The organism is Enterobacter oligotrophicus (assembly GCF_009176645.1).
GTDB classification, from domain to species: Bacteria; Pseudomonadota; Gammaproteobacteria; order Enterobacterales; family Enterobacteriaceae; genus Enterobacter; species Enterobacter oligotrophicus.
In genome coordinates, this window is sequence record NZ_AP019007.1 from 4290054 (window position 1) to 4314839 (window position 24786).

At 54.9% G+C, this 24786-nt stretch carries 22 protein-coding genes; 7 read left to right on the top strand and 15 right to left on the bottom strand.

The window, feature by feature from the left end:
* Window position 1: 1 nt before the first annotated feature.
* From ldtC to EoCCA6_RS20565, 3 genes are all read right to left on the bottom strand, one after another.
* Window positions 2-967, bottom strand: coding sequence for a L,D-transpeptidase LdtC (ldtC, locus tag EoCCA6_RS20555; protein ID WP_152084228.1), 966 nt, complete (start codon window positions 965-967; stop codon window positions 2-4).
* A 145-nt stretch (window positions 968-1112) separates the two neighbouring features.
* Window positions 1113-4559 (bottom strand): transcription-repair coupling factor, encoded by a 3447-nt coding sequence (gene mfd, locus EoCCA6_RS20560; protein ID WP_152084229.1) that lies wholly within the window; start codon window positions 4557-4559, stop codon window positions 1113-1115.
* A 148-nt stretch (window positions 4560-4707) separates the two neighbouring features.
* The gene (locus tag EoCCA6_RS20565) at window positions 4708-5781 is read right to left on the bottom strand and encodes an acyltransferase family protein (protein ID WP_152084230.1); all 1074 of its coding nucleotides are present in this window, start codon (window positions 5779-5781) and stop codon (window positions 4708-4710) included.
* 256 nt (window positions 5782-6037) lie between these two features.
* Here EoCCA6_RS20565 and lolC point away from each other — a divergent pair, with 256 nt between their 5' ends.
* From lolC to cobB, 5 genes are read left to right on the top strand one after another with little or no spacing between them, the layout of a single operon-like run.
* Window positions 6038-7237, top strand: coding sequence for a lipoprotein-releasing ABC transporter permease subunit LolC (gene lolC, locus EoCCA6_RS20570; protein WP_152084231.1), 1200 nt, complete (start codon window positions 6038-6040; stop codon window positions 7235-7237).
* Window positions 7230-7931: a lipoprotein-releasing ABC transporter ATP-binding protein LolD gene (gene lolD / locus EoCCA6_RS20575; RefSeq protein WP_152084232.1), complete on the top strand. Its 702-nt coding sequence runs from the start codon at window positions 7230-7232 to the stop codon at window positions 7929-7931. The genes lolC and lolD overlap by 8 nt, the downstream gene beginning before the upstream one ends.
* Window positions 7931-9175, top strand: a complete 1245-nt coding sequence (lolE, locus tag EoCCA6_RS20580) for a lipoprotein-releasing ABC transporter permease subunit LolE (protein WP_152084233.1) — start codon at window positions 7931-7933, stop codon at window positions 9173-9175. The genes lolD and lolE overlap by 1 nt, the downstream gene beginning before the upstream one ends.
* A 54-nt stretch (window positions 9176-9229) precedes the next feature.
* On the top strand, window positions 9230-10141 hold the full coding sequence (nagK, locus tag EoCCA6_RS20585; RefSeq protein ID WP_152084234.1) for an N-acetylglucosamine kinase: 912 nt from the start codon (window positions 9230-9232) through the stop codon (window positions 10139-10141).
* Window positions 10142-10155: 14 nt separating this feature from the next.
* Window positions 10156-10977: a Sir2 family NAD+-dependent deacetylase gene (cobB, locus tag EoCCA6_RS20590; RefSeq protein WP_152084235.1), complete on the top strand. Its 822-nt coding sequence runs from the start codon at window positions 10156-10158 to the stop codon at window positions 10975-10977.
* 38 nt (window positions 10978-11015) lie between these two features.
* Here the strand turns inward: cobB and potD are convergent, their stop codons facing one another.
* The 4 genes from potD to potA are packed head-to-tail and all read right to left on the bottom strand — an operon-like array spanning window position 11016 to window position 14824.
* On the bottom strand, window positions 11016-12050 hold the full coding sequence (gene potD / locus EoCCA6_RS20595; protein ID WP_152084236.1) for a spermidine/putrescine ABC transporter substrate-binding protein PotD: 1035 nt from the start codon (window positions 12048-12050) through the stop codon (window positions 11016-11018).
* Window positions 12047-12838 carry a spermidine/putrescine ABC transporter permease PotC gene (gene potC, locus EoCCA6_RS20600; protein ID WP_152084237.1) on the bottom strand — a complete coding sequence of 264 codons (792 nt, stop codon included), beginning with the start codon at window positions 12836-12838 and terminating at the stop codon, window positions 12047-12049. The genes potD and potC overlap by 4 nt, the downstream gene beginning before the upstream one ends.
* Entirely contained in the window at window positions 12835-13692 is an 858-nt protein-coding gene (potB, locus tag EoCCA6_RS20605; RefSeq protein WP_152084238.1) for a spermidine/putrescine ABC transporter permease PotB, read from the bottom strand. The genes potC and potB overlap by 4 nt, the downstream gene beginning before the upstream one ends.
* Window positions 13676-14824 carry a spermidine/putrescine ABC transporter ATP-binding protein PotA gene (gene potA, locus EoCCA6_RS20610; protein WP_225903500.1) on the bottom strand — a complete coding sequence of 383 codons (1149 nt, stop codon included), beginning with the start codon at window positions 14822-14824 and terminating at the stop codon, window positions 13676-13678. The genes potB and potA overlap by 17 nt, the downstream gene beginning before the upstream one ends.
* A gap of 237 nt (window positions 14825-15061) precedes the next feature.
* On the opposite strand from potA, the gene pepT reads away from it, so the two are divergent.
* Window positions 15062-16285 carry a peptidase T gene (gene pepT / locus EoCCA6_RS20615; RefSeq protein ID WP_152084240.1) on the top strand — a complete coding sequence of 408 codons (1224 nt, stop codon included), beginning with the start codon at window positions 15062-15064 and terminating at the stop codon, window positions 16283-16285.
* Between the two features lie 102 nt (window positions 16286-16387).
* Window positions 16388-16879: an REP-associated tyrosine transposase gene (locus EoCCA6_RS20625; protein ID WP_152084241.1), complete on the top strand. Its 492-nt coding sequence runs from the start codon at window positions 16388-16390 to the stop codon at window positions 16877-16879.
* An 89-nt stretch (window positions 16880-16968) separates the two neighbouring features.
* Here the strand turns inward: EoCCA6_RS20625 and EoCCA6_RS20635 are convergent, their stop codons facing one another.
* The 8 genes from EoCCA6_RS20635 to rluE all read right to left on the bottom strand — a co-directional run bounded on the left by EoCCA6_RS20635 (window position 16969) and on the right by rluE (window position 24776).
* Window positions 16969-18090, bottom strand: coding sequence for a ribosomal protein uL16 3-hydroxylase (locus tag EoCCA6_RS20635; RefSeq protein WP_152084242.1), 1122 nt, complete (start codon window positions 18088-18090; stop codon window positions 16969-16971).
* A 91-nt stretch (window positions 18091-18181) separates the two neighbouring features.
* Complete coding sequence (gene phoQ, locus EoCCA6_RS20640) at window positions 18182-19645, bottom strand: two-component system sensor histidine kinase PhoQ (protein WP_152084243.1); 1464 nt, start codon at window positions 19643-19645, stop codon at window positions 18182-18184.
* Window positions 19646-20317, bottom strand: a complete 672-nt coding sequence (phoP, locus tag EoCCA6_RS20645; RefSeq protein WP_152084494.1) for a two-component system response regulator PhoP — start codon at window positions 20315-20317, stop codon at window positions 19646-19648. It abuts the gene before it with no gap.
* 122 nt (window positions 20318-20439) lie between these two features.
* On the bottom strand, window positions 20440-21810 hold the full coding sequence (purB, locus tag EoCCA6_RS20650; RefSeq protein ID WP_152084244.1) for an adenylosuccinate lyase: 1371 nt from the start codon (window positions 21808-21810) through the stop codon (window positions 20440-20442).
* 19 nt (window positions 21811-21829) lie between these two features.
* Window positions 21830-22459 (bottom strand): high frequency lysogenization protein HflD, encoded by a 630-nt coding sequence (hflD, locus tag EoCCA6_RS20655; RefSeq protein ID WP_112009388.1) that lies wholly within the window; start codon window positions 22457-22459, stop codon window positions 21830-21832.
* 27 nt (window positions 22460-22486) lie between these two features.
* Complete coding sequence (gene mnmA, locus EoCCA6_RS20660; protein ID WP_152084245.1) at window positions 22487-23599, bottom strand: tRNA 2-thiouridine(34) synthase MnmA; 1113 nt, start codon at window positions 23597-23599, stop codon at window positions 22487-22489.
* Window positions 23600-23639: 40 nt separating this feature from the next.
* Entirely contained in the window at window positions 23640-24113 is a 474-nt protein-coding gene (locus tag EoCCA6_RS20665; protein WP_152084246.1) for an NUDIX hydrolase, read from the bottom strand.
* 9 nt (window positions 24114-24122) lie between these two features.
* Window positions 24123-24776 (bottom strand): 23S rRNA pseudouridine(2457) synthase RluE, encoded by a 654-nt coding sequence (gene rluE / locus EoCCA6_RS20670; RefSeq protein WP_152084495.1) that lies wholly within the window; start codon window positions 24774-24776, stop codon window positions 24123-24125.
* Window positions 24777-24786: the final 10 nt, after the last annotated feature.

A 24786-nucleotide genomic window follows, 5' to 3' on the forward strand; every position in this document is an offset into this window, starting at 1 on the left:
CTTACATCGACTGTTGCGTCACGTCATGATGCCGCGTGACATCGGTCGGTATCCCGGAGCGCACTTCCATCGCACGCGCCATAACCAGTCCGTCAGTATTGATGTTCGTTTTGAAGCTCGCCATAGCCGCATTCAGGTTAATCGGCAGGGTTTGCGGATCATCATCAATATTTTTCGATAATGGTTGGTGGACTTCGACCAGTCTCACTCCTCCGGGCTCTTCAGAGACTTTAATCGGCGTATTGATAATGTTCACTTTGGTGCCAGGCGTAATCACCTTGTAAAGGGTCTTGATATCATCATCCCGCAGGCGAATACAGCCAGAGCTGACGCGCATCCCGATACCGAAATCCGCATTCGTTCCGTGCAGCAGATAAACACCGCCATACGCCGCCAGGCGAATCGCATGATGCCCCATCGGGTTATCTGGCCCGGCCGGTACAACCGCGGGCAGTTCTATTCCCTGTGCTTTATAACGTGCACGAATGTTAGCCGTTGGCGTCCAGGTTGGGTTGGCACGTTTATCCGACACGGTGGTCACCATCGTCGGCGTGAGCGTATCACCCCCCAACTGGCCGATGCCGATAGGGTAGACGGTCACTTCATTTTTACCCGGTGGATAATAGTAAAGGCGAAGTTCGGCGAGGTTAATCACAATCCCCTCGCGCGGCGCGTCCGGCAAAATAGTCTGCAGCGGAATGGTCAGCACACTGCCTGCTCGCGGTACGTAAGGATCAACGCCTGGGTTAGCCTGCAGCAGTGCCAGGAACCCAACGTTATATTTTTTGGCAATGGCTTCCAGCGAACCACCATTGTTTTCAACGACATGAAAGCGGTTTTCTCCCACGACACGACTGCCAGCAGGCGGGAGAGGCCAGGTGTTTGCGCGGGCAGGAAGCGTAACCGCCACCGTCGCAGCCAGCGCAAATAACGTTAACCAGCGAGTAAAACGCGAAGAGGTCATCATCACTATAATCCATATAAATGATAAGGTTATTGTTTTATAAGGCGTTAAGGATAATTATGGCGAATGAGTGTGTTGGGAAGTGCAGGCAAAGTGCAAAGAGTTTGTAAATGTCCCCCGTTAACGTGGTGCTAACGGGGGGGAAGGGTTATGCAATGGCGTTCTCTTCAAGCTGACGCATAAAGTTACGCACCCAGTCCATACGGGTTTTTCGCTCGGCCAGTTCCTGCGTGAAACGCAGACGCGTCGGGCCATCCAGACGGAAATGCTGCGGCTGTTTTTGCAGTAAACCGATCAGCCACATCGGGTCGACATGGTTTTTCTCTGCAAACTCAATCACGCCGCCTTTTTCATTCCCTTCCAGCTTGCGAATGCCCAGTTTCTGCGCCTGCTGACGCAGTCGGGCGATATCCAGCAGGTTTCGGGCAGCATCCGGCAGAAGTCCGAAGCGGTCAATCAACTCGACTTTGATCTCTTCGAGATCGCTCTCATTTTTCGCGCTGGCAATGCGTTTATAGAACGACAGGCGGGTGTTCACATCCGGAATAAAATCATCCGGCAGCAGGGAAGGCATGCGAAGTTCCACCTCGGTCTGCTGGCTGGTCAGATCTTCCAGTGACGGTTCACGTCCGGCTTTCAGCGCGTCGACGGCATTTTCCAGCAGTTCCATATACAACGAGAAGCCGATGGTTTCCATGGAGCCGCTCTGGTCTTCGCCCAGCAGTTCACCGGCACCGCGGATCTCAAGATCGTGCGTGGCCAGCGCAAAGCCCGCGCCCAGGTCTTCCAGCGAGGCAATGGCTTCCAGACGCTTTTGCGCATCGGTGGTCATCGCTTTCGGGTGCGGCGTCAGCAGCCAGGCGTAAGCCTGATGGTGTGAACGCCCGACGCGGCCACGCAGCTGGTGAAGCTGAGCCAGACCAAAGTGATCTGCACGTTCAATGATAATGGTATTCGCCGTTGGAATATCGATACCGGTCTCAATGATGGTGGTACACACCAGCACGTTAAAGCGCTGGTGGTGGAAATCGTTCATCACCCGTTCCAGCTCGCGCTCGCGCATCTGCCCGTGACCAATGGCGATGCGTGCTTCCGGCACCAGTTCTGCCAGCCTGTCGGCGGCTTTCTGGATATTTTCCACGTCGTTGTAAAGGTAATACACCTGGCCGCCGCGCAGCACTTCACGCAGAATCGCTTCGCGTACCACCAGGTTATCGTATTCACGTACAAAGGTTTTCACTGCCAGACGACGCGCCGGTGGCGTGGCGATAATTGACAGGTCGCGCATCCCGCTCATCGCCATATTCAGCGTGCGCGGAATTGGCGTCGCGGTGAGGGTAAGAATATCAACATCCGCCCGCATCGCTTTAATACGCTCCTTATGGCGTACCCCGAAGCGGTGCTCCTCATCGACAATCAACAGCCCCAGATCTTTCCACTTCACGTCGCTTTGCAGCAGCTTGTGGGTACCGATCAGAATGTCGATCTTGCCTTCGCTTGCCTGCTCAAGAATTTGCGTCTGCTCTTTGGCACTGCGAAAACGTGACAACATCTCGATGCGTACCGGCCAGTTGGCGAAGCGGTCGCGGAAGTTATCGAAATGCTGCTGGGCGAGAAGGGTGGTTGGCACCAGCACTGCGACCTGCTTGTTGTTCTCCACGGCCAGGAAGGCGGCGCGCATCGCCACTTCGGTTTTCCCGAAGCCCACGTCGCCGCACACCAGACGGTCCATTGCCAGTGGTTGGCACATGTCGCTCAGCACGGCGTTGATGGCCTGCGCCTGGTCCGGCGTGGTTTCAAACGGGAAACTGTCGCAGAACAGCTGATACTGCTCTTTATCGTGCTTAAAGGCGTAACCTTCTTTGGCTGCACGCTGGGCGTAGATATCCAGTAGCTCAGCCGCCACGTCTCGGACTTTTTCCGCCGCTTTTTGACGCGCCCGCGCCCAGGCGTCGCCGCCCAGTTTATGCAGCGGCGCATTGTCTTCGGCACCACCGGCGTAGCGGCTAATCAGATGCAGAGATGAGACCGGCACATACAGTTTGGCGTCGTTGGCGTAGGTCAGCATCAGGTACTCACCTTTAATACCGCCAGCTTCAAGAGTCGTCATCCCCTGATACCGCCCGACGCCGTGTTCCAGGTGAACAATCGGCTGGCCCGGATGCAGCTCGGCCAGGTTGCGGATCAGCGTGTCCGGGTTGATGGTGCGACGACTGTCCTGACGGCGGCGCGCCACGCGTTCGCCCAACAGGTCGCTTTCACAAACAAGGGCGAGGTTATTGAGCGTATCAATAAACCCATGTTCGGCGGCACCAATCATCAGATAGCGTCCCGTTCCGGTGGCGTCGTCCAGGCGCAGGATACGTTTGGGCGCAATCTTAATGCGGCCAAGCAGTTCGCCTAATGCCTCACGGCGGCCCTCGCTTTCAACGGAGAAAACAACCGGTCCGGTAAAGGATTCAAGGAATTTACGCAGGTTATCCAGCGGTGATTTTTGCTGCGCCTGGACGGACAGGTCCGGCAGCTTCTGGTATGCCAGGTTAGTATTGGCCGCTTTGCTCGCCAGCGTTTCGGTTTTAAGCTGCATGCGCGGCCAGCGCTTAAGCTCAGCGTTCAGCTCATCGGTACGCAGCCACAGCGTTTCCGGTGGCAGCAGGGGACGCATCGGGTCCACGCCACGATTCTCGAAGCGAGCGCGGGTTTCACTTTCGAAACGACTGGCGCTGGCGTCGATATCACCGGTATTCACAATCAGCGTATTCGCCGGGAAGTAGCTGAATAGCGCAGGCAGCGGCTCGTTAAAGAACAGCGGTTGCCAGTATTCGATCCCCGCAGGCAGCGTGCCTTTGCTCACCTGCTGATAAATGTGTTCCGCATCGCGCTTCACGTCGAACTTATCTCGCCACTGGCTGCGGAACAGTTCGATCGCGGTTTTGTCCGTCGGAAATTCGTGCGCAGGCAGTAAATTAATGGATTCCACTTCTTCCAGCGTGCGCTGCGTGTCGGCGTCGAACACGCGCAGGCTGTCGATTTCATCATCGAAGAAATCCAGACGATAAGGCCGATCGCTGCCCATCGGGTAAAGGTCGAGCAGCGCGCCGCGCGTGGCATATTCCCCGTGCTCCATCACCTGATCGACGTGGCGATAACCGGCGCTGTCGAGCTGTGAACGCAGGGCGTCGCGGGAGAGACGCTGGCCTTTTTTCATCACCAGCGCATGGCCGTGCAGGTAGCTATGCGGGCAGACGCGCTGCATCAGGGTGTTCACCGGTACAATCAGCACGCCGCGCTGCATGGTTGGCAGTTGGTATAGCGTCGACAGACGTGAGGAGATGATCTCCTGGTGCGGGGAGAAACTGTCATACGGCAGCGTTTCCCAGTCGGCCAGGCTGAACACCAGACTATCGGTAAACTGACGAATTTCGTCGTGCAGGCGCAGGGCGTTTTGCATGTCCGGGGCAACCAGCACCACCGGGCCAGGGTGGCGCTCCGTAATCTCAGCCACCAGCGTGGCGCATGCCGCGCCCGTGAGTTCGCCCAGCTGGCGTTGGTCGCCCGCTTTGACAGGCAAGGAATAACGATCGTGTTCAGGCATGGCTATGTCAGAGTCTCTTATGGATATACCAACAGTATTGGGGCATATCACTGATACGCAATGTCTTTATTATCCTCGATCGTTTTACATTAGCAAATCGTAAGCGCACAGCAGGAAAACTCGCCCCCAAAAAGGAGGCGAGAGGCCGTTAGCGGGTGGCAGGGGCCGGAGACAGGCGAGCTGGAGGGGAGAAGAAAAGATCGCCAAACAGTGCAGTGGAGAGTTTGCGGGCACCAAGACCGAAAAGCGTACAGATCAGCAGGCTGGCAAACGGATAGACGAGGATGAGCGTTAGCTCCGCCCATACGGGCCAGTACGCAGCGTTCATTTCACCAATCAGAATCAGGCTAAAGGCTTCTATTAAGATGCGATGAGTGGTGTAAATCGCGATGGTGTTTGAACCCACTACATTGAGAAGATTGCTGGGATGAACGGCATAACGTTGTTCAAGGCTGTAGAAGAGCTTCATGATCAATACTATCGACAGCAGGGAGAGCGGTAACGGGACGTTTGCAAACCACAACACGACGGAGACCATGCCGAACGCGACCACCGCCAGCCAGACGCGACGCATTTGCAGCCCTTTCATCCACGTCATCAGCTGTGCGCCGTACCATGCACCCAGGCTGTAGTAGATCATGTTGCGCACCACGCTGTTCATCCCCCACCACGGCAGTGGCAGGAAGTTAATCGCGATGCTCGCCAGCGCCAGCAGACCCAGCACCGGTAACTTCCAACGGCTGAGCAGTTTACACAGCGTGAAATAGACCACCAGGGCATACAGATACCACAGGCTGGTGCTGGCGGTGAGCATGCCGCGAATAAAGCCTGTGAATGAATCGGCATACGCGGCGTTCGAGGAGGTGGCTAATTCACGCTCTGGTGCCAGCCAGGCATTCAAGTGGCTTAGCGCCTGCCATTGTAAAAGACCCCACAGCGCCAGTACCCAGACAATACTCCAGATGCGCTTATCGAGGCTGGTGCGCCAGTCCACTTCATCAATGTAACGACGAATCAGATAACCGGAAATAAAGAAAAATACCGGCATGCGGAAGGGGGCGAGGTAAAGGTTAAAATAGACCCAGCATTTGGCGAGGAGGCCAGAAAGCGGGTGTTGAAGCCCACTCAGATGGGGATAAAAGGTGATCACCGAGTGGTAAATTACCACCAGGCAGATGCAAAGCCCTTTTATCTGGTTAATCCATAATGCTTTTTGTTTCATTGTCCGCGACACCCTTTTTGCCATAAACGAACGGATCATTGTTCTAAAACGAGGCAGGGATGTAACGGGTAACAGTCTGTATCAGGACGATTTTCGGAAAAGGTGGAGGCTAAGAGGCGGTCGTTACGTCAGTAGCATGATGATTTATCTGAATTTTTCGGAAAAAAGATTACCAACGCTTACGGTTTCAGTCATTTACGCTTAGCGGATTCGCTTATATACTCGTGGGTCTGCTATCAGCAAACAGACGGATTTCATGTATCAACCTGTCGCACTCTTCATAGGCTTACGTTACATGCGTGGGCGCGCCGCGGACCGCTTCGGTCGCTTTGTCTCCTGGCTTTCGACTATTGGCATTACGCTTGGCGTGATGGCTCTGGTGACGGTGCTTTCCGTCATGAATGGCTTCGAGCGCGAGCTGCAAAACAACATTCTGGGGCTGATGCCGCAGGCCGTTCTCTCTTCAACCAACGGTTCCGTCAACCCGCAACAACTGCCGGAAAGCGCGGTGAAGTTACAGGGTGTCACGCGTGTTGCGCCGTTAACCACCGGTGACGTGGTGCTGCAAAGCGCACGCAGCGTGGCGGTGGGCGTCATGCTGGGGATTGATCCGACACAAAACGATCCGCTGACGCCGTATCTGGTCAATGTCAAACAGACCGATCTGCAAGCGGGTAAATACAACGTCATCCTCGGTGAACAGCTTGCCGGGCAGCTTGGCGTTAACCGTGGTGACCAACTGCGCGTCATGGTGCCGTCTGCCAGCCAGTTTACGCCGATGGGGCGTTTGCCCAGCCAGCGTCTGTTTAACGTCGTCGGTACCTTTGCCGCCAACAGCGAAGTCGACGGCTATCAGATGCTGGTCAACATTCAGGACGCTTCGCGCCTGATGCGCTATCCGGCAGGGAATATCACTGGCTGGCGCTTGTGGCTCGATCAGCCGCTTAAGGTGGACACCCTCAGCCAGCAAACCCTGCCGGAAGGCACCAAATGGCAGGACTGGCGCGACCGTAAAGGCGAGCTGTTCCAGGCCGTGCGCATGGAAAAAAACATGATGGGGCTGCTGCTGAGCCTGATCGTGGCCGTCGCCGCGTTTAACATTATCACCTCGCTGGGCCTGATGGTGATGGAAAAGCAGGGCGAAGTCGCCATTCTGCAAACCCAGGGGCTGACGCCGCGCCAGATTATGGCCGTGTTTATGGTACAAGGCGCGAGCGCCGGGATAATCGGCGCATTGCTTGGTGCTGTGCTTGGCGCACTGCTTGCCAGTCAGTTGAATAATCTCATGCCGATCATCGGTGCACTGCTGGATGGCGCGGCGCTGCCGGTCGCCATCGAACCGCTGCAGGTGGTCGGAATTGCGCTGGCCGCGATGGCCATTGCGCTGCTTTCTACGCTTTATCCTTCCTGGCGCGCTGCCGCCACTCAACCCGCTGAGGCTTTACGTTATGAATAAGATCCTGTTGCAATGCGACAACCTGTCCAAACGCTATCAGGAAGGCAATGTGCAGACTGACGTGCTGCACAATGTGAGCTTTAGCGTGGGCGAGGGCGAGATGATGGCGATTGTCGGCAGCTCAGGCTCCGGCAAAAGTACCTTGCTGCACCTGCTGGGCGGGCTGGATACGCCAACTGAAGGTGACGTGATCTTCTCTGGTCAACCAATGAGCAAGATGTCCTCTGCGGCGAAAGCGGAATTGCGTAACCGCGAACTGGGCTTTATCTATCAGTTCCACCACCTGCTGCCGGACTTCACGGCGCTGGAAAACGTGGCGATGCCGCTGCTGATTGGCAAAAAGAAACCGGCAGAAATTAACGCCCGCGCCAGCGACATGCTGAAGGCGGTAGGGCTTGGGCACCGTGGGAACCACCGTCCGTCTGAACTTTCCGGCGGCGAGCGTCAGCGCGTGGCGATTGCCCGCGCGCTGGTCAATAACCCACGTCTGGTGCTGGCAGATGAACCGACCGGTAACCTGGATGCGCGCAATGCCGACAGTATCTTCCAGCTTCTGGGTGAACTGAATGCTTCGCAGGGCACCGCGTTTCTGGTGGTGACTCACGATCTGCAGCTGGCAAAACGCATGGGACGCCAGCTTGAGATGCGCGACGGTCATCTGAATGCCGAACTGACCCTGATGGGAGTGGAGTAATGGATTCACCGTTATCGTTACTCATCGGGTTACGCTTTAGCCGCGGCCGTCGTCGCAGCGGCATGGTATCGCTGATCTCGGTCATCTCCACCATCGGTATTGCGCTGGGCGTGGCGGTGCTGATCGTCGGCTTAAGCGCCATGAACGGTTTCGAGCGTGAGCTGAACAACCGCATTCTGGCGGTGGTGCCGCACGGTGAAATCGAGCCGGTCAACCAACCGTGGGCCGACTGGCGCGATGCGCTCACTAAAGTGGAAAAAGTGCCGGGCATTGCCGCCGCCGCCCCTTACATCAACTTTACCGGGCTGGTGGAAAGCGGCGTTAACCTGCGCGCCATTCAGGTGAAAGGGGTGAATCCTGCCCAGGAAGAACGCCTCAGCGCGTTGCCACACTATGTACAGAACAATGCATGGGCCAACTTTAAGGCCGGTGAGCAGCAGATCATCATGGGCAAAGGCGTGGCCGATGCACTCAAGGTGAAGCAGGGCGACTGGGTGTCGATCATGATCCCGAACGCCAGCTCAGACCATAAACTGCAACAACCTAAGCGCGTGCGCCTGCACGTCACCGGTATTCTTCAGTTGAGCGGCCAGCTCGATCACAGCTTCGCGATGGTGCCGCTGGAAGATGCGCGCCAGTATCTGGACATGGGCGACAGCGTGACGGGCATCGCCATCAAAGTTAACGATGTTTTCAACGCCAATAAACTGGTGCGAGATGCAGGCGGTGTGACCAATAACTATGTCTACATCAAAAGCTGGATCGGCACTTACGGGTATATGTACCGTGATATCCAGATGATCCGCGCCATTATGTATCTGGCGATGGTGCTGGTGATCGGTGTGGCGTGCTTTAATATCGTTTCGACGCTGGTGATGGCGGTGAAAGACAAGAGCGGCGACATCGCTGTGCTGCGTACTTTAGGGGCAAAAGACGGTCTTATTCGCGCCATCTTCGTCTGGTACGGTTTGCTGGCAGGGCTGTTCGGCAGTCTTTGCGGCGTGGCGATCGGCGTGGTCGTTTCCCTGCAGCTGACGCCGATCATTAACGGCATTGAAAAGCTGATCGGCCATCAGTTCCTGTCGGGCGATATCTATTTTATTGACTTCCTGCCGTCTGAATTGCACTGGCTGGACGTTATTTATGTGCTGGTTACAGCACTTTTACTGAGTCTGCTGGCAAGCTGGTATCCGGCGCGTCGCGCAAGCCGAATTGATCCGGCGAGGGTACTAAGTGGCCAGTAATTACGTCATGGTTTAGCGGTCTTTTGGCCGCTGGATCAAAGAGAGGAATGCACTATGTATTACGGATTTGATATTGGCGGTACCAAAATTGCGCTCGGCGTGTTTGATGAAAATCTCAAACTCCAGTGGGAAACCCGTGTTCCCACGCCACGCGAAAGCTATGATGACTTTTTAACCGCCATTGCCGCGCTGGTGGCGCAAGCGGATGAACGCTTTGGCGCAAAAGGCAGCGTCGGCATTGGTATTCCGGGCATGCCCGAAACCGACGACGGCACGCTGTATGCCGCTAATGTCCCTGCCGCCAGCGGTAAACCGCTTCGCGCCGATCTCTCCGCCCTCCTTGAACGCGACGTGCGTTTAGATAACGATGCCAACTGTTTTGCTCTCTCGGAAGCCTGGGACGATGAATTCCGCGATTACCCGCTGGTCATGGGGCTGATCCTCGGTACAGGTGTGGGGGGCGGTATCATTACTCACGGTAAACCCATTACCGGACGCAGTTATATCACCGGCGAATTTGGCCATATTCGTCTGCCGGTAGATGCCCTTGAGGTTGTAGGGCGTGATTTCCCGCTCACACGCTGCGGCTGCGGCCAGCATGGCTGTATTGAGAACTATCTCTCAGGTCGTGGGTTTGCATGGCTATATGAACACTTCTATCATCAGAAACTTGAGGCCCCCCAAATCATTACCTTGTGGGAGCAAGGGGATGCACAGGCGCGTGAGCACGTTGAGCGCTACCTCGATCTGCTGGCGGTGTGTCTGGGGAATATCCTGACTATCGTCGATCCGGATCTGCTGGTGATTGGCGGCGGGCTGTCAAACTTTACTGCGATCACGGAACAGTTGTCCGGGCGTTTGCCCCGACATTTATTGCCGGTCGCCCGCGTGCCACGCATTGAGCGTGCGCGGCACGGGGACGCAGGAGGTATGCGCGGAGCCGCATTCCTTCATCTCACCGATTAGTTTATGAGGTTACTATGCTGTCGCGTCGCTTAGGTCGACTCAGCCGTTTTCGCAAAAATAAACGCCGCTTACGTGAGCGCTTGCGCCAGCGGATCTTTTTCAGAGACAGGATGATGCCAGAAGCGATGGATAAACCCAGAGTCGTCGTGCTGACCGGGGCGGGGATTTCCGCCGAGTCCGGGATTCGTACCTTCCGTGCTGCGGACGGTTTATGGGAAGAACACCATGTGGAAGATGTGGCGACGCCGGAAGGCTTCGCCCGTGACCCGGATCTGGTGCAGGCGTTTTATAACGCCCGCCGTCGTCAGCTTCAGCAGCCGGAGATTGCGCCAAATGCGGCGCATCTGGCGCTGGCGAAGCTGGAAGAGGCGCTTGGCGACCGGTTTCTGCTGGTCACGCAGAATATCGATAATCTGCATGAGAGGGCCGGTAATAAGAACATCATCCACATGCACGGTGAACTGCTGAAGGTACGCTGTGACTGGAGTGGTCAGGTGCTGGACTGGAAGGATGACGTGCTGCCGGAAGATAAGTGTCACTGCTGTCAGTTCCCGTCACGGCTGCGCCCGCATGTGGTATGGTTCGGTGAAATGCCGCTGGGCATGGATGAGATATACAGCGCACTGGCGATGGCAGATGTGTTTATCGCCATCGGTACGTCGGGGCATGTCTATCCGGCGGCGGGATTTGTTCACGAAGCACGACTGCATGGCGCGCACACGGTAGAGTTAAATCTGGAACCGAGCCAGGTCGGAAGTGAGTTTGAAGAGAAACATTACGGCTTAGCCAGTGAAGTGGTGCCAGCATTTGTGGATAAGCTGCTGAAGGGATTGTAATAATACCGGGCGGTGTGGTGCCGCCCGGTATTGTAAACTTAACGGCCTGCTTTTAATTTCTGGTAATACTCTTCGTAGAGACGACTCGCGTCACCAACGTCATTCTGCCATTCACCCTTGCTTATGGTTTCGGCATCCGGGTAGAGCGACTTGTCGTTCGCGACTTCCGGGCTTAGCAGCTTACGCGCCGCCAGGTTGGGCGTCGGGTAGCCGATGGTTTCCGCAACCTGTTTTGCGATATCCGGGCGCAGCAGGAAGTTAATCAGCTTTAGCGCACCGTCTACGTTTTTCGCATTTGCTGGAATAGAGAGGCTGTCCATCCAGAAAATCCCGCCTTCTTTCGGCCAGACCACCTCCAGTGGTGTCCCGGCCTGACGCGCAACAAACGCCGAGCCGTTCCACACCATCCCGAGATTCACTTCGCCTTCCATATACGGATTCGCAGGGTTATCAGAGTTGAATGCCGCCACGTTTGGCATCAGTTTTTTCAGCTCGTTATACGCCGCTTCAATCTCTTTCGGATCGGTCGTATTGCCGGAATAGCCCAGTTTGCGCAGCGCGATCTGGAACACTTCACGCGCGTCGTCGGTTAACAGCAGGCTGCTTTTGTATTCCGGTTTCCACAGATCGGCCCAACTGGTCACGCTTTTTGGATCGATGGCATCGCTGTTAACCCCAATAGCCGTCGCGCCCCAGATGTAAGGAATCGAATAGTCGTTATTCGGGTCGAACGGCTTGTTAAGCATCTCCGGGTCGAGGTTTGAAAAATTGGTTAGCTTTGTTTTGTCGATCTTCTGGATCATGCCCTCTTTGCGCATCTTATCGACGAAATAGGTCGAGGGAACAACCAGATCGTAAGCGCCGTCTTTGTACGTTTTGAGCTTGGCATACATGGTTTCATTCGACTCATAGGTGGAATAGATAACCTTGATGCCCGTCTCTTTAGTGAACTGCTCCAGCAGGCCTGGCGGCACATACTCTGTCCAGTTATAGAAATAGAGCGTTTTGCTGTCATCAGCGTGCGCGGCGCTCATTCCGAACACCAGTGCCGCAGCGGCAAGCATTTTTTTCATTTCATTGTCCCCTGAGATTTTGTTTTATCACGAGCAATAACCTGGCTGGCAATTACCAGAACCAGCGACAGCACCAACAGAATGGTCGCCAGCGCGTTCACCTCTGGTGAAACGCCAACTTTTACCATCGAATAGATCTTCAACGGCAGAATTTCATAACTCGGCCCGGTCACGAAGGAGGAAACCACCACGTCATCCATCGACAGGGTGAAGCTGAGCAGCCAGCCTGCCGCGACCGCAGGCATCGCCAGCGGCAGGATGATTTTGCGCAGGATCGTCATCTCGCTGGCACCCAGGTCTTTCGCCGCCTCCAGCATGCGTACATCGAACCCTTTCAGGCGTGCATACACAGTGACCACCACAAACGGCAGGCAGAAGGTGATATGGGAAAAAAGCAGCGACCAGAAGCCAAGCTGGATGCCCAGCAGCATAAACAGCACCAGCAGCGAAATGGCCATGACGATATCCGGCGACATCATCACCACAAACAGCATCCCGCTGACGAACGGTTTACCGCGAAAACGATAGCGGTAGAGCGCCACGGCGGTCAGCGAGCCGATCAGCGTGGCGAAGGTGGCAGAGAAAATCGCCATCGTCAACGAGTGCTGCGCGGCCTGCAGCAGGCTGTCATTGTTCATCAGCAGGCTATACCAGTTGGTCGTAAAGCCTTGCCAGTTAATCCCGAAGCGGGAGCTGTTAAACGAGTTCACGATCAAAATGATGATCGGAATATAAAGATAAGCATAAATGGCGGTCATAAAACCGCCGCGAAGCAGTCGACCGATCATTCGAGTTCCACCGTCTTATTCAGCAGGCGCGAAGCACGCCAGTAAACCAGCAGCATTAGCCCCATCACTACGGTCAGCGTGATGCTGGTGGCCGCGCCAAACGGCCAGTCGCGAATGTTCAGGAACTGGCTCTTAATCACGTTTCCGATCAGCAGATTTTTCGCACCACCCATCAGATCGGAGACGTAAAACAGCCCCATCGCGGGCAGCATCACCAGCAAACAGCCCGCGATAATGCCGGGCATGGTCAGCGGAATGATAATGCGGACAAAGGTTTGCAGCTTACTGGCACCCAGATCTTTCGCCGCTTCCAGCAGCGGTTTATCGAGCTTTTCAATGCTGGAGTAGAGCGGCATGACCATAAACGGCAACAGGATATAAACCAGACCGATGATCACCGCGCCCGGCGTGAACATGATGCGTACTGGCGTATCAATCACACCCAGCCAGAGCAAAAACTCGTTGAGATAGCCCTTTGTGCTGAGGAAGATTTTCAGCCCGTAGATGCGGATTAAAGAGTTGGTCCAGAACGGCACAATCAGTAAAAACAGCAGCAGCGGGCGCACCTTCTGCGGCAGGCGGGCAAGGAACCACGCGAAAGGATACCCCAGCACCAGGCAGGCGATAGTTGCGATCAGCGCCATATTGAGCGAGTGCAGCAGCACGTCAAAATAGAGCGGATCGAGCAGGCGCGAGTAGTTGTCCAGTGTAAAGACCAGCTTGACGAAGTTTGCGTCGTCGCGGGTCAGGAAGCTGGTGGCAATGATCATCAGGTTGGGTAAAAAGACAAACAACACAAGCCAACCGACGATCGTGGTAATCACCACATTCTGGAATTTACTTGTGTTCTTCATCAGCCAGCACAACCTCCCAGCTTTCTACCCAGTTGATAACCATTTTCTGATCCAGCGAGTGGTCGAAATCAGGATCGTCTTCGTTAAAGAACTCACTGACCATCACCATCTTGCCGTTTTCGAGTTCAACGACGGATTCAAGCGTCATCCCTTTGTAGTTGCGCTCGCGGATATAGCCAATCAGCCCTTCGGCTTCGCGACTGTCGTGGATCTCATCGACCCGGAGATCTTCCGGACGCAGCAGGACGTTGAGCTTTTGTCCTCTCTCGACGGCAAAATTGACGTAAATATTGCATTCGCGTCCTTCAACATTAGCGCGAACCCGCTGTTCGTCCAGGCGTTCGATCACCGTGGCGTTGAAGATATTGATTTCGCCAATGAAGCTGGCGACAAACAGGTTTTTCGGCTCTTCGTAGATTTCACGCGGGGTGCCATCCTGCTCGATTTTGCCGTCGCGCATGACCACAATGCGATCGGACATGGTCAGGGCTTCTTCCTGGTCGTGGGTCACAAAAACAAAGGTAATGCCGAGCTTGCGCTGCAGTGCTTTCAGCTCGTTCTGCATCTGCTTGCGCAGTTTGTAATCCAGCGCGGAGAGGGATTCATCCAGCAGAAGCAGACGCGGTTTATTGACCACCGCACGCGCGATGGCAACACGCTGCTGCTGACCGCCGGAAAGCTGGTGAGGTTTTCGCTGGGCAAATTCTTCCAGTTGCACCATTCTCAGGGCTTCGGTGACGCGCGGCGGGATCTCATTTGCCGGCGTTTTTTGCATCCGCAGGCCAAACGCCACGTTCTCAAATACCGTCATGTGCGGGAACAGGGCATAGCTCTGAAAGACGGTATTGACGTGGCGATCTTCGGCAGGAACCTGGGTAATGTCCTGGTTCTCAAGATGGATGTGGCCGTTATCGACGCTTTCCAGCCCGGCGATAAGGCGCAGTACGGTTGTTTTGCCGCAGCCAGAAGGGCCAAGCAGCGTGAGAAACTCACCGTCGTTGATGGTCAGATTCAGGTCGGAAATGACATCTTTGCCATCAAAACTTTTACGAATTCGTTCCAGTTGCACCAGCGGTGAAAGGGAACGGGATTGTGTATTCAATTTTTGCACTGTCCCATATAGACGCTTCAGGCCGCAGACCGAAGCGGGGTTTGTGTGTAACCACCTTGGTGACTCGTAATGAGGGCGGACATTCTACGGCAAACCCGTTGAATCGCCAATCCTTGTCACTGATTCATAAGCTACATTTATTAACGCATAACGACATAAACGGAAAATATTCTCGTTTGCGGGATAAAAGTGACCTGACGCAATATTTGCGTTTTGATGCTTACTAATAATGTTGTCACAAAAAGTGAGGGTGACTGCATGGATAAATTACTTGAGCGTTTTTTACAGTACGTTTCGCTGGATACCCAATCTAAACCGGGTGTCCGACAGGTGCCGAGCACCGAAGGCCAGTGGAAATTATTAAACCTGCTGAAAGAGCAGCTTGAAGCCCTGGGGCTGGTCAATGTCACGTTAAGCGATAAAGGCACTGTGATGGGAACGCTGCCTGCGAATGTCGACGGAGATATTCCGGCGATTGGCTTTATCTCCCATGTTGATACCTCACCGGATTTCAGCGGTAAGCATGTGAATCCGCAGATTGTTGAAAACTACCGCGGCGGCGATATTGCGCTGGGCATTGGCGACGAAGTGCTGTCTCCGGTGATGTTCCCGGTGCTGCATCAACTGCTGGGACAGACGCTGATCACCACCGACGGTAAAACGCTGCTGGGGGCCGATGATAAAGCGGGCATCGCGGAAATCATGACGGCGCTGGCGGTACTGAAAGGTAAAAATATTCCGCATGGCGATATTCGTGTGGCCTTTACGCCAGATGAAGAGGTGGGCAAAGGCGCGAAACACTTCGACGTCGACGCCTTTAATGCGCAGTGGGCTTATACCGTTGACGGCGGTGGCGTGGGCGAGCTGGAGTATGAAAACTTCAATGCGGCGTCAATTACCATCAAAATCGTGGGTAACAACGTCCATCCTGGCTCTGCTAAAGGCGTGATGGTGAACGCGCTGTCGCTGGCATCCCGCATTCATGCCGAAGTGCCGGCTGAAGAGAGCCCGGAGATGACGGAAGGGTACGAAGGTTTTTATCACCTCACCAGCATCAAAGGCACCGTGGACAGTGCGCAAATGCACTACATTGTCCGCGATTTCGACCGTAAAGCCTTTGAAGCGCGCAAGCGTAAGATGATGGAAATTGCGAAGAAGGTCGGCAAGGGGCTGCATCCGGATTGCTATATTGAGCTGATCATTGAGGACAGCTATTACAATATGCGTGAAAAGGTCATGGCGCATCCGCACATTCTGGATATTGCTCAACAGGCGATGCGTGATTGCGATATTGAACCGCAGTTAAAGCCGATTCGCGGCGGCACTGACGGCTCGCAGCTTTCCTTCATGGGACTACCGTGTCCGAACCTGTTTACCGGTGGCTACAACTACCACGGAAAACATGAGTTCGTGACGCTGGAAGGGATGGAGAAAGCGGTTAAGGTGATTGTGCGGATTGCGGAGTTGACGGCGAAACGTTAGCCGCTTTAAGCCGGGTGGCGGCTACGCCTTACCCGGCCTACAAAACCCATGATCGTAGGCCCGGTAAGCGAAGCGCCACCGGGCAACCGGCAAGGAGTGCCAATGTCAAATTACCGCCGCCATTACGTCCCCGGTGGGACCTGGTTCTTCACCGTCAACCTGCAAAATCGTCAGAGCGATTTGCTTACCCGCCATATCGACAGCCTGCGTGCTGCCACCGCAACCGTAAAACGTTCAAAGCCCTTCATCATTAATGCCTGGGTTATTTTACCCGAACATATGCACTGTATCTGGACGTTACCGGAAGGCGACAGTGACTTCTCCGCCCGCTGGCGGGGTATCAAAAAAACGTTCAGCCGCAATATTGAGATGCGCCATGTCTGGCAGCCGCGTTTCTGGGAGCACACTATTCGTCATGAAGAGGATTACCGGCGGCACATGGATTACATCTACATTAATCCGGTAAAGCACGGCTATGTCAGTCAGATCATCGACTGGCCGTTTTCAACGTTTCATCGGGACGTGCGTGAAGGGTTGTATCCGGCGGATTGGGCGGGGGAGATCGAGGATTTTGTGTCGGGGGAGCGGAAGTAAAAAGCCGGGTGGCGACTACGCCTTACCCGGCCTACATTCGTGGGTTTTGTAGGCCCGGTAAGCGAAGCGCCACCGGGCATTAAAGCGACTCAGTCCTCAAAGAACCAATACCCGCTGTTCACCAGCGCGGCAAGCATAGCGAGGAAGGACGGATCTTCCAGCGCGTCACCAAAGGTATCTGCCGTCAGCACCAGATGGCTGGCGATGGCTTCCAGAGCCGGGCGGTGTGGGGAATCCAGCTTCTCGCCGTTAACGAAAACATCTTCACCAATGCGCAGTACGCGTAACCCGCCGAGACGAGCCAGCTTGTCACCCTGCTGTAGTGCATCATAAATTTCGTCAGCCTGATAAGGTGGCTCCGGCGGCGCAACGTCCAGCTCGTGACGCGACTGGCTGATAAACTCGCCAAACCAGTGTCTGAAATGCTCAGGCTCGTTGATCAGCTCAAGCATCATGCCGCGCAGTTTATCCAGCTCCTCCGGCAGAATGTCGGCAGGATGTTCACGTGCAGGGACATCCGGGTCGCTGTAGCGGTAGCTTCCCAGTTCACGCTGCAGAACGTAATCAGCAAAACCGCTGATCATCTCGCGACCGCTGGGTGCGCGGAAACCGACTGAATAGTTCAGTGAATTTTCCAGCGAATAACCTTCATGCGGGAATCCTGGCGGGATATAAAGAATATCTCCCGGTTCCAGCTCCTCATCAATGATCCCTTCAAACGGATCGACCTGGAGCAGATCAGGGTGTGGGCAGTGCTGTTTCATCGGCACTTTCTCGCCCACACGCCAGCGACGACGGCCGGTGCCCTGAATGATAAACACGTCGTATTGATCCAGATGTGGGCCAACGCCACCACCCGGCACGGAGAAGGAGATCATCAGATCGTCCATCCGCCAGTCGGGCAAGGCGCGGAACGGACGCATTAAAGCTGCGGTAGGCTCGTGCCAGTGGTTAACCGCCTGAACCAGTAAAGACCAGTTGTTTTCACCCAGGTGATCGTAGCTTTCGAAAGGACCGTGGCTGACCTGCCACTTCCCGTCCTGGTGGCTCACCAGGCGGCTGTCCACTTCATTTTCCATCGCCAGACCGGCCAGCTCGTCAGGGGAGATAGGGTCGACAAAATTGCTGATCCCGCGTTTCAGAACGACCGGGCGTTTTTGCCAGTAGCGTTCAATAAAATCGGGCCAGTTAAGCGTTAAGTGATAATCCATATTTTTTTATTCCGCAGGCTCTTACTGAGACGGATTATAACGGAAGCTCAGGAGCCTGGGGGCGAGAACCTCGCATTTTTCGCATAACGGCTTAACTATCGCTCGATGTGGGCTGCTGACGGCCAAAAATAACTTCCATTCTGGCTCCGCCGAGTAAACTCTCGCCGGTTTCAATTTTGCCATCGTACTGATCGACAATCTCACGTGCCACGGATAATCCCACGCCCTGGCCCGGACGTAGCGTATCGGCGCGTTGGCCCCGGTCGAAAACAAGGTCGCGTTTATTGCGCGGAATGCCGGGGCCATCATCCTCAACGATAATATGCAGTTCGTTATCCGTCTGGCGCGCTGACACTTCCACAAATTCCAGACAATATTTACAAGCGTTGTCGAGCAGATTACCCATCACTTCCATAAAGTCATTTTTCTCACCGACAAAGCTGATTTCCGGTGAGATATCAAGACTGATATTCACGCCTTTGCGCTGGTAAACCTTATTCAGCGCGGAGGTCAGGTTATCCAGCAACGGTGCAACCGGGTGCAATTCCCGGCTTAATAACGCACTACCGGAACGCATACTGGCTCGGTGCAGGTAGTAGCCGATTTGCTGCGAAATACGGCTGATTTGTTCCAGCATAACCGGCTCGGCATCGTCGACGCTCAGTTTTGAGCTGCGCATTGAACGCAGCGTACTTTGCATTACCGCCAGCGGCGTCTTCAGGCTGTGTGTAAGATCGGTGAGCGTGGTGCGGTATTTGTCGTAACGTTCACGCTCGCTTTTCAGTAGACGGTTAAGATTTCGCACCAGGCTGGTCAGTTCGCGCGTGGTTTCCGGGTTGAGCTTCTCACGATGGTGCTCTTCCAGTTCGCGTACCTCTTTGGCAAGCGATTCGATCGGACGCAGGCTCCACCAGGCTGCAACCCACAGCAGCGGAATAACCAGCAACAGGTTAGCGGCCAGAACGTACACGAACCAGCTCCAGACCATATAGGAGCGTTTAAGCTCAACCGGAATTGTGTCGATCACCACAATAGTCAACTGCGGCATAGTCATCGTGGCAGGATAGAGATTAATGGCGACGGAGTGGGTCATTTCCGTGTCATCATCTTCCTCGCGGATCTCATTCAGCTTTTGCTGAAGAGAACGATCGTCACGCAGTAATGCGCTGGTTGAGTTGAGATCGGCCTCTATCTCATGGAAACCATTGGTTTTGAGCCATTCCGGGCGGATGCGTTTTACCAGCCACGGCACGTCACGCTGTGCCCACAGCAACTGACCTTTCTCGTTGTAAATCAGCGCCAGAGTCGGGCTTTGCTGGTTCAGGTTTTCTGGCATTTCCACGCTGATGCGATTATCTTCCCACTTCGCCAGGGTATAAAACAGGTTACTTTCGCCGCGTAACAGGCGGAAGGTGGTTTTATCAAAGCTCACGCTATACCCGACCAGTGCTACCATCCCGTAGGAGAGCGACAGCACCAGCACCACGGCAGCGGTTGCCAGCAGGAAGCGGACCCGTAACGAGAGCGGCAGAATGTGGCGCAAAATCCGTTTCATCTAGCGTAATTCAAACAGGTAGCCCTGGCCACGCACGGTCGTGATCACGTCCTGCGGATACTGCGCCTGGATTTTTTTGCGCAGGCGTCCCATCAACACATCAATGGTGTGACTTTCGCGCAGCTCAGCATCCGGATAAAGCTGGAGCATAAGGGAATCTTTACTGACGACTTTACCGCTGTTGCGGATCAGCGTTTCCATAATGGTATATTCGAACGCGGTCAGCTTGATCACTTCATCGTTAATGGAAAATTCACGACGCGAGAGATCTACCTGGAAAGGCGGAATGGAGATGACCTGTGAGGCCAGCCCGCTGTTACGGCGCAGTAGCGCCTGCATACGGGCGGCGACCTCTTCAATATGAAACGGCTTGGTGACATAGTCATCTGCACCTGCGCTCAGCACTTCAACTTTGTCCTGCCAGCCTTCGCGGGCGGTGAGGACCAGAACGGGCAGGGAAACGTCATGACTGCGCCAGCGACGGATCAGCGACAACCCGTCTTCATCCGGCAATCCTAAATCGACGATGGCGATATCCGGTAAGTGTTCATTGAGATAATAATCGGCTTCTTTTGCATCTTCGGCATCGTCCACCTGATGTCCCATCTCCTGAAGCTGCACCTTCAGGTGATGGCGTAGCAATGCGTTATCCTCAACAACCAATACGCGCATCATCTCTTCTCCCTAAATAAATGGTATGAATAGTTTAACGCTGATTATGTTGTTGTGGGTATAAACATTGAGTAAACCGGGGGAAAGCAACCCCTTTCCGGGCGGAAAGGGGGAGAGGGCGATTACTTCAGCTCGTCAACCATAGTGATGGCGCGGCCAATGTAGTTTGCCGGGGTCATCGCTTTCAGGCGCGTTTTCTCTTCTTCTGGCAGTGCCAGACCGTCGATAAACTGTTTCATACCTTCGGCGTCAACGCGTTTGCCGCGGGTCAGCTCTTTCAGTTTTTCGTACGGCTTTTCGATGCCGTAGCGACGCATTACGGTCTGGATCGGCTCTGCCAGCACTTCCCAGTTGTGATCCAGCTCGTCCAGCAGACGGTCGCGGTTCACTTCCAGCTTGCTCACGCCTTTCAGGGTGGACTGATAGGCGATCAGCGCGTAGCCAATGCCCACGCCCAGGTTACGCAGAACGGTGGAGTCGGTCAGATCGCGCTGCCAGCGGGAAACCGGCAGTTTGCTCGCCATATGCTGCAGTACGGCGTTTGCCAGGCCCAGGTTGCCTTCGGAGTTTTCGAAGTCGATCGGGTTCACTTTATGCGGCATGGTGGAAGAACCGATTTCACCGGCGATGGTTTTCTGTTTGAAGTGGTTCAGGGCGATATAGCCCCACACGTCACGGTCGAAGTCGATCAGAATGGTGTTGAAGCGCGCGATGCAGTCAAACAGCTCGGCAATATAGTCGTGCGGCTCAATCTGGGTGGTGTACGGGTTCCACTGAATGCCCAGCGAGGTCACAAACTCTTCGCTGAACTGGTGCCAGTCCACTTCCGGGTAAGCGGCGATGTGGGCGTTGTAGTTACCGACTGCACCGTTGATTTTGCCGAGGATCTCAACCTGCTCCAGTTGACGATACTGACGCTCCATGCGGTACGCCACATTCGCCATCTCTTTACCCATCGTGGATGGCGTAGCAGGCTGGCCGTGAGTACGGGAAAGCAGCGGAATGTCGCGGTATTCCACAGACAGGGCTTTAACCGCATCGATAATTTTACGCCAGTAAGGCAGCACCACTTCTTTACGCGCGGTGGAGAGCATCAGCGCGTGAGACAGGTTGTTAATGTCTTCAGAGGTACAGGCGAAGTGAATAAATTCAGAGACCGCGTGCAGGGCAGGGACGCTTTCGACTTTCTCTTTCAGGAAATACTCAACCGCTTTCACGTCGTGGTTAGTGGTGCGTTCGATGGTCTTAATGCGCGCTGCATCGTCTTCGCTAAACTCAGCAACGATTTTATCAAGGTAATCGTTTGCCTTTTCGTCAAAAGCAGGAACTTCCTTGATTGCTGCCTGGGCGGCCAGCTTTTGCAGCCAGCGTACTTCAACCTGAACACGGAACTTCAGCAAACCATATTCGCTGAAGATCCCGCGCAGCGCGCTGACTTTATCGCCGTAGCGTCCATCGACAGGGGATACGGCGGTCAGTGAGGATAATTCCATAATTCGCAACTCCGGGAGGTTAACAATGAGCAAGAATTTGTTTTGCCTGAGTCGTCAGGCGATTACGAGAAAACATTAACTGCAGGCGGCCACCGCCAACCTGGTGCCACAGCACGGCGGCGCGAATGCCTGCCAGCAGCGAGGCGCGAACCTTCGCCTGAACCTGTGGACTTTGCAGCACGGCAGGGGAGCCGGTGACCTGGATACGCGGACCCAGCGGGCTTATCACGTCGACATAAATACCGGCCATCGCACTCAGCAGCGTTTCGGACTGCAGGTCAAAATGGTCAAGCTGACGCTGAAGGCCGGCGATGCGATCGCCAAGAGTATCCAGCGCACCTTTCGCTGCGCTCAGCTTACGCTCCAGCACCATCAGGCTTAACGTGTAGCGGGTCAGTTCCGCGTTTAATCCCTGACGGTTGCTGGCGTTGAGCACGCCGAGCAACGTTTCAAGACCGAGACGAAGATTGGTTTCACTGCCACCGAACACACCCAGCGTGGAGCCGGGGTTAAGATCGATAACGCTGTTGAGTGAAACGTGCAGGGCGTCAGCGTCGCAATGACCCTGATGCGCCAGCTGTTGCACCAGACGGGCAGACTGGCAAATTCCCGCCAGCGCCAGGGTGATGTCGTAATAGTTCTTCGCCACACGCTCTCCTTTATGTGTGCAATCGTGTTAAACAGCAGGCAGCGGCAGGCGCTGTTCAATGATCCCACCGCCCAGGCAAATTTCGCCGCTGTAGAAGACGGCAGACTGACCAGGGGTAACGGCGGAAACCGGTTCGTCGAAACGGACTTCAATACGATCGTCGTCCAGCGCGGTAACGGTGCATGGAATATCGGTCTGACGGTAGCGCGTTTTCACCGTGCAGCGCAGTGTGCCTTTAAACGGCTCGCGATCAACCCAGTGCAATTGCTGCGCAATCAGGCCAACGGACATCAGACGCGGATGGTCATGGCCCTGGGCCACAATCAGAATATTGTTTTCGACATCTTTGTCGACCACATACCACGGATCTTCGCTACCGTCTTTGGTGCCGCCGATGCCCAGCCCTTTACGCTGGCCAAGCGTGTGATACATCAGCCCCTGATGCTGGCCAATTTCATCGCCATCAACGGTGATAATTTTGCCCGGCTGTGCTGGCAGGTAACGGCCGAGGAATTCGCGGAATTTACGCTCGCCGATAAAGCAGATACCGGTGGAGTCTTTTTTCTTCGCGGTGATCAGGTCCAGCGCTTCCGCGATTTTACGTACCTGCGGCTTTTCCAGCTCGCCGACCGGGAACAGGCTTTGGGCAATCTGTTCGTGGCTCAGCGTATAGAGGAAATAGCTCTGATCTTTATTGCCGTCCAGACCGCGCAGCAGTTGGCTTTTGCCATTCACGTCTGCGCGACGCACGTAGTGACCGGTCGCAATGTAGTCTGCGCCCAGATCTTCTGCGGCGAACTCCAGGAAGGCTTTAAATTTGATCTCTTTGTTGCACAGAATGTCCGGGTTCGGGGTACGGCCCGCTTTGTACTCTTCAAGGAAGAGTTCGAAGACGTTGTCCCAGTATTCTGCGGCAAAGTTAACGGTGTGCAGTTCAATGCCGAGCTTGTCGCACACGGCCTGCGCATCGGCGAGATCCGCAGCGGCAGTGCAGTATTCCTCGCCATCGTCTTCCTCCCAGTTCTTCATGAACAGGCCCTCCACCTTATAGCCCTGTTGTTGCAACAGGTAGGCGGAAACGGAGGAATCGACACCGCCGGACATGCCGACGATCACTTTTTTCTGGCTGTTATCTGACATGGAATACTCACGACATTGAACTTCAAGGCGGCGTATTCTATCACGCCCCCCCACCATTGACACCCTCTGTAAACGGCCAGTTAAATTCTCCGATGACATCCAGCGGCAAGCGTGCACCTGACTGCCAGCAGCGGATGCTTTCGGCAACCAGCGGCGAGCGCAGGTTTGGCGCGCTCAGGATCTCGTCTGCGGTTACCCACAGACAGCGATCGATATCGTCATCGTGCGGTTCAGTGGCGCACGTTTCGCTAAGCTCAATGGCGAATAAAAAGCGCAGGAAAGGCGTATGGTCAGGCGCGATCCACTGATGCATGCGAATAAAATACTGAGGTTCGGCGCGGATACCGGTCTCTTCCCACAGCTCGCGCCTGGCGGCCTGCAATAGCGTTTCGTTCGCTTCGAGATGTCCGGCAGGCTGGTTCCACAGTGCTTTACCGTTGATGCTCTCTTCCACGACCAAAAATTTCCCCTGCGCGTGAACGACACAGGCAACGGTGACATGCGGTTTGAACATAGTGTCTCCTTAAGGGGCAACGTCGCGCCATTCACCGTTTGCAAGTGTTTCCAGCGTGTAATTGCCCATGGCGTAGCGAATCAGGCGCAGGGTAGGGAAACCGACATGCGCAGTCATCCGACGCACCTGACGGTTGCGGCCTTCATACAGGGTAATTTTGAGCCAGCTTGTCGGAATGGATTTGCGCTCGCGAATGGGGGGATTACGCGGCCACAGCCATTCAGGTTCGCTAACCCGCTCAATGCCTGCAGGCAAGGTCGGGCCATCGTTCAACGTGACGCCGCTGCGTAATTTTTCCAGCGCTGCTTCATCCGGCTCGCCTTCGACCTGGACGAAGTAAATTTTCCCGGTGCGTTTACCCGGCTGGGTGAGTTTCGCCTGCAGAGCGCCGTCGTTGGTTAAAACCAGAAGGCCTTCGCTGTCCCGGTCCAGACGCCCGGCGGCGTAGACACCCTGAACGGGAATGTAATCCTTCAGCGTGCTGCGCCCGGCCTCGTCGGTAAACTGCGGCAATACATCGTAGGGTTTATTGAACAATATGACCCGCTTTGGCTGGGTTTCTTGCGGTTTTCTGGCGGCTTGTCGCGAGCTGAATCGCTCAACCCGGTGATTTCTAAAAGAAGTTTTCTTCATGGTATTTTCAGACTTTATCAATTGCCGCATTATAGCCCAA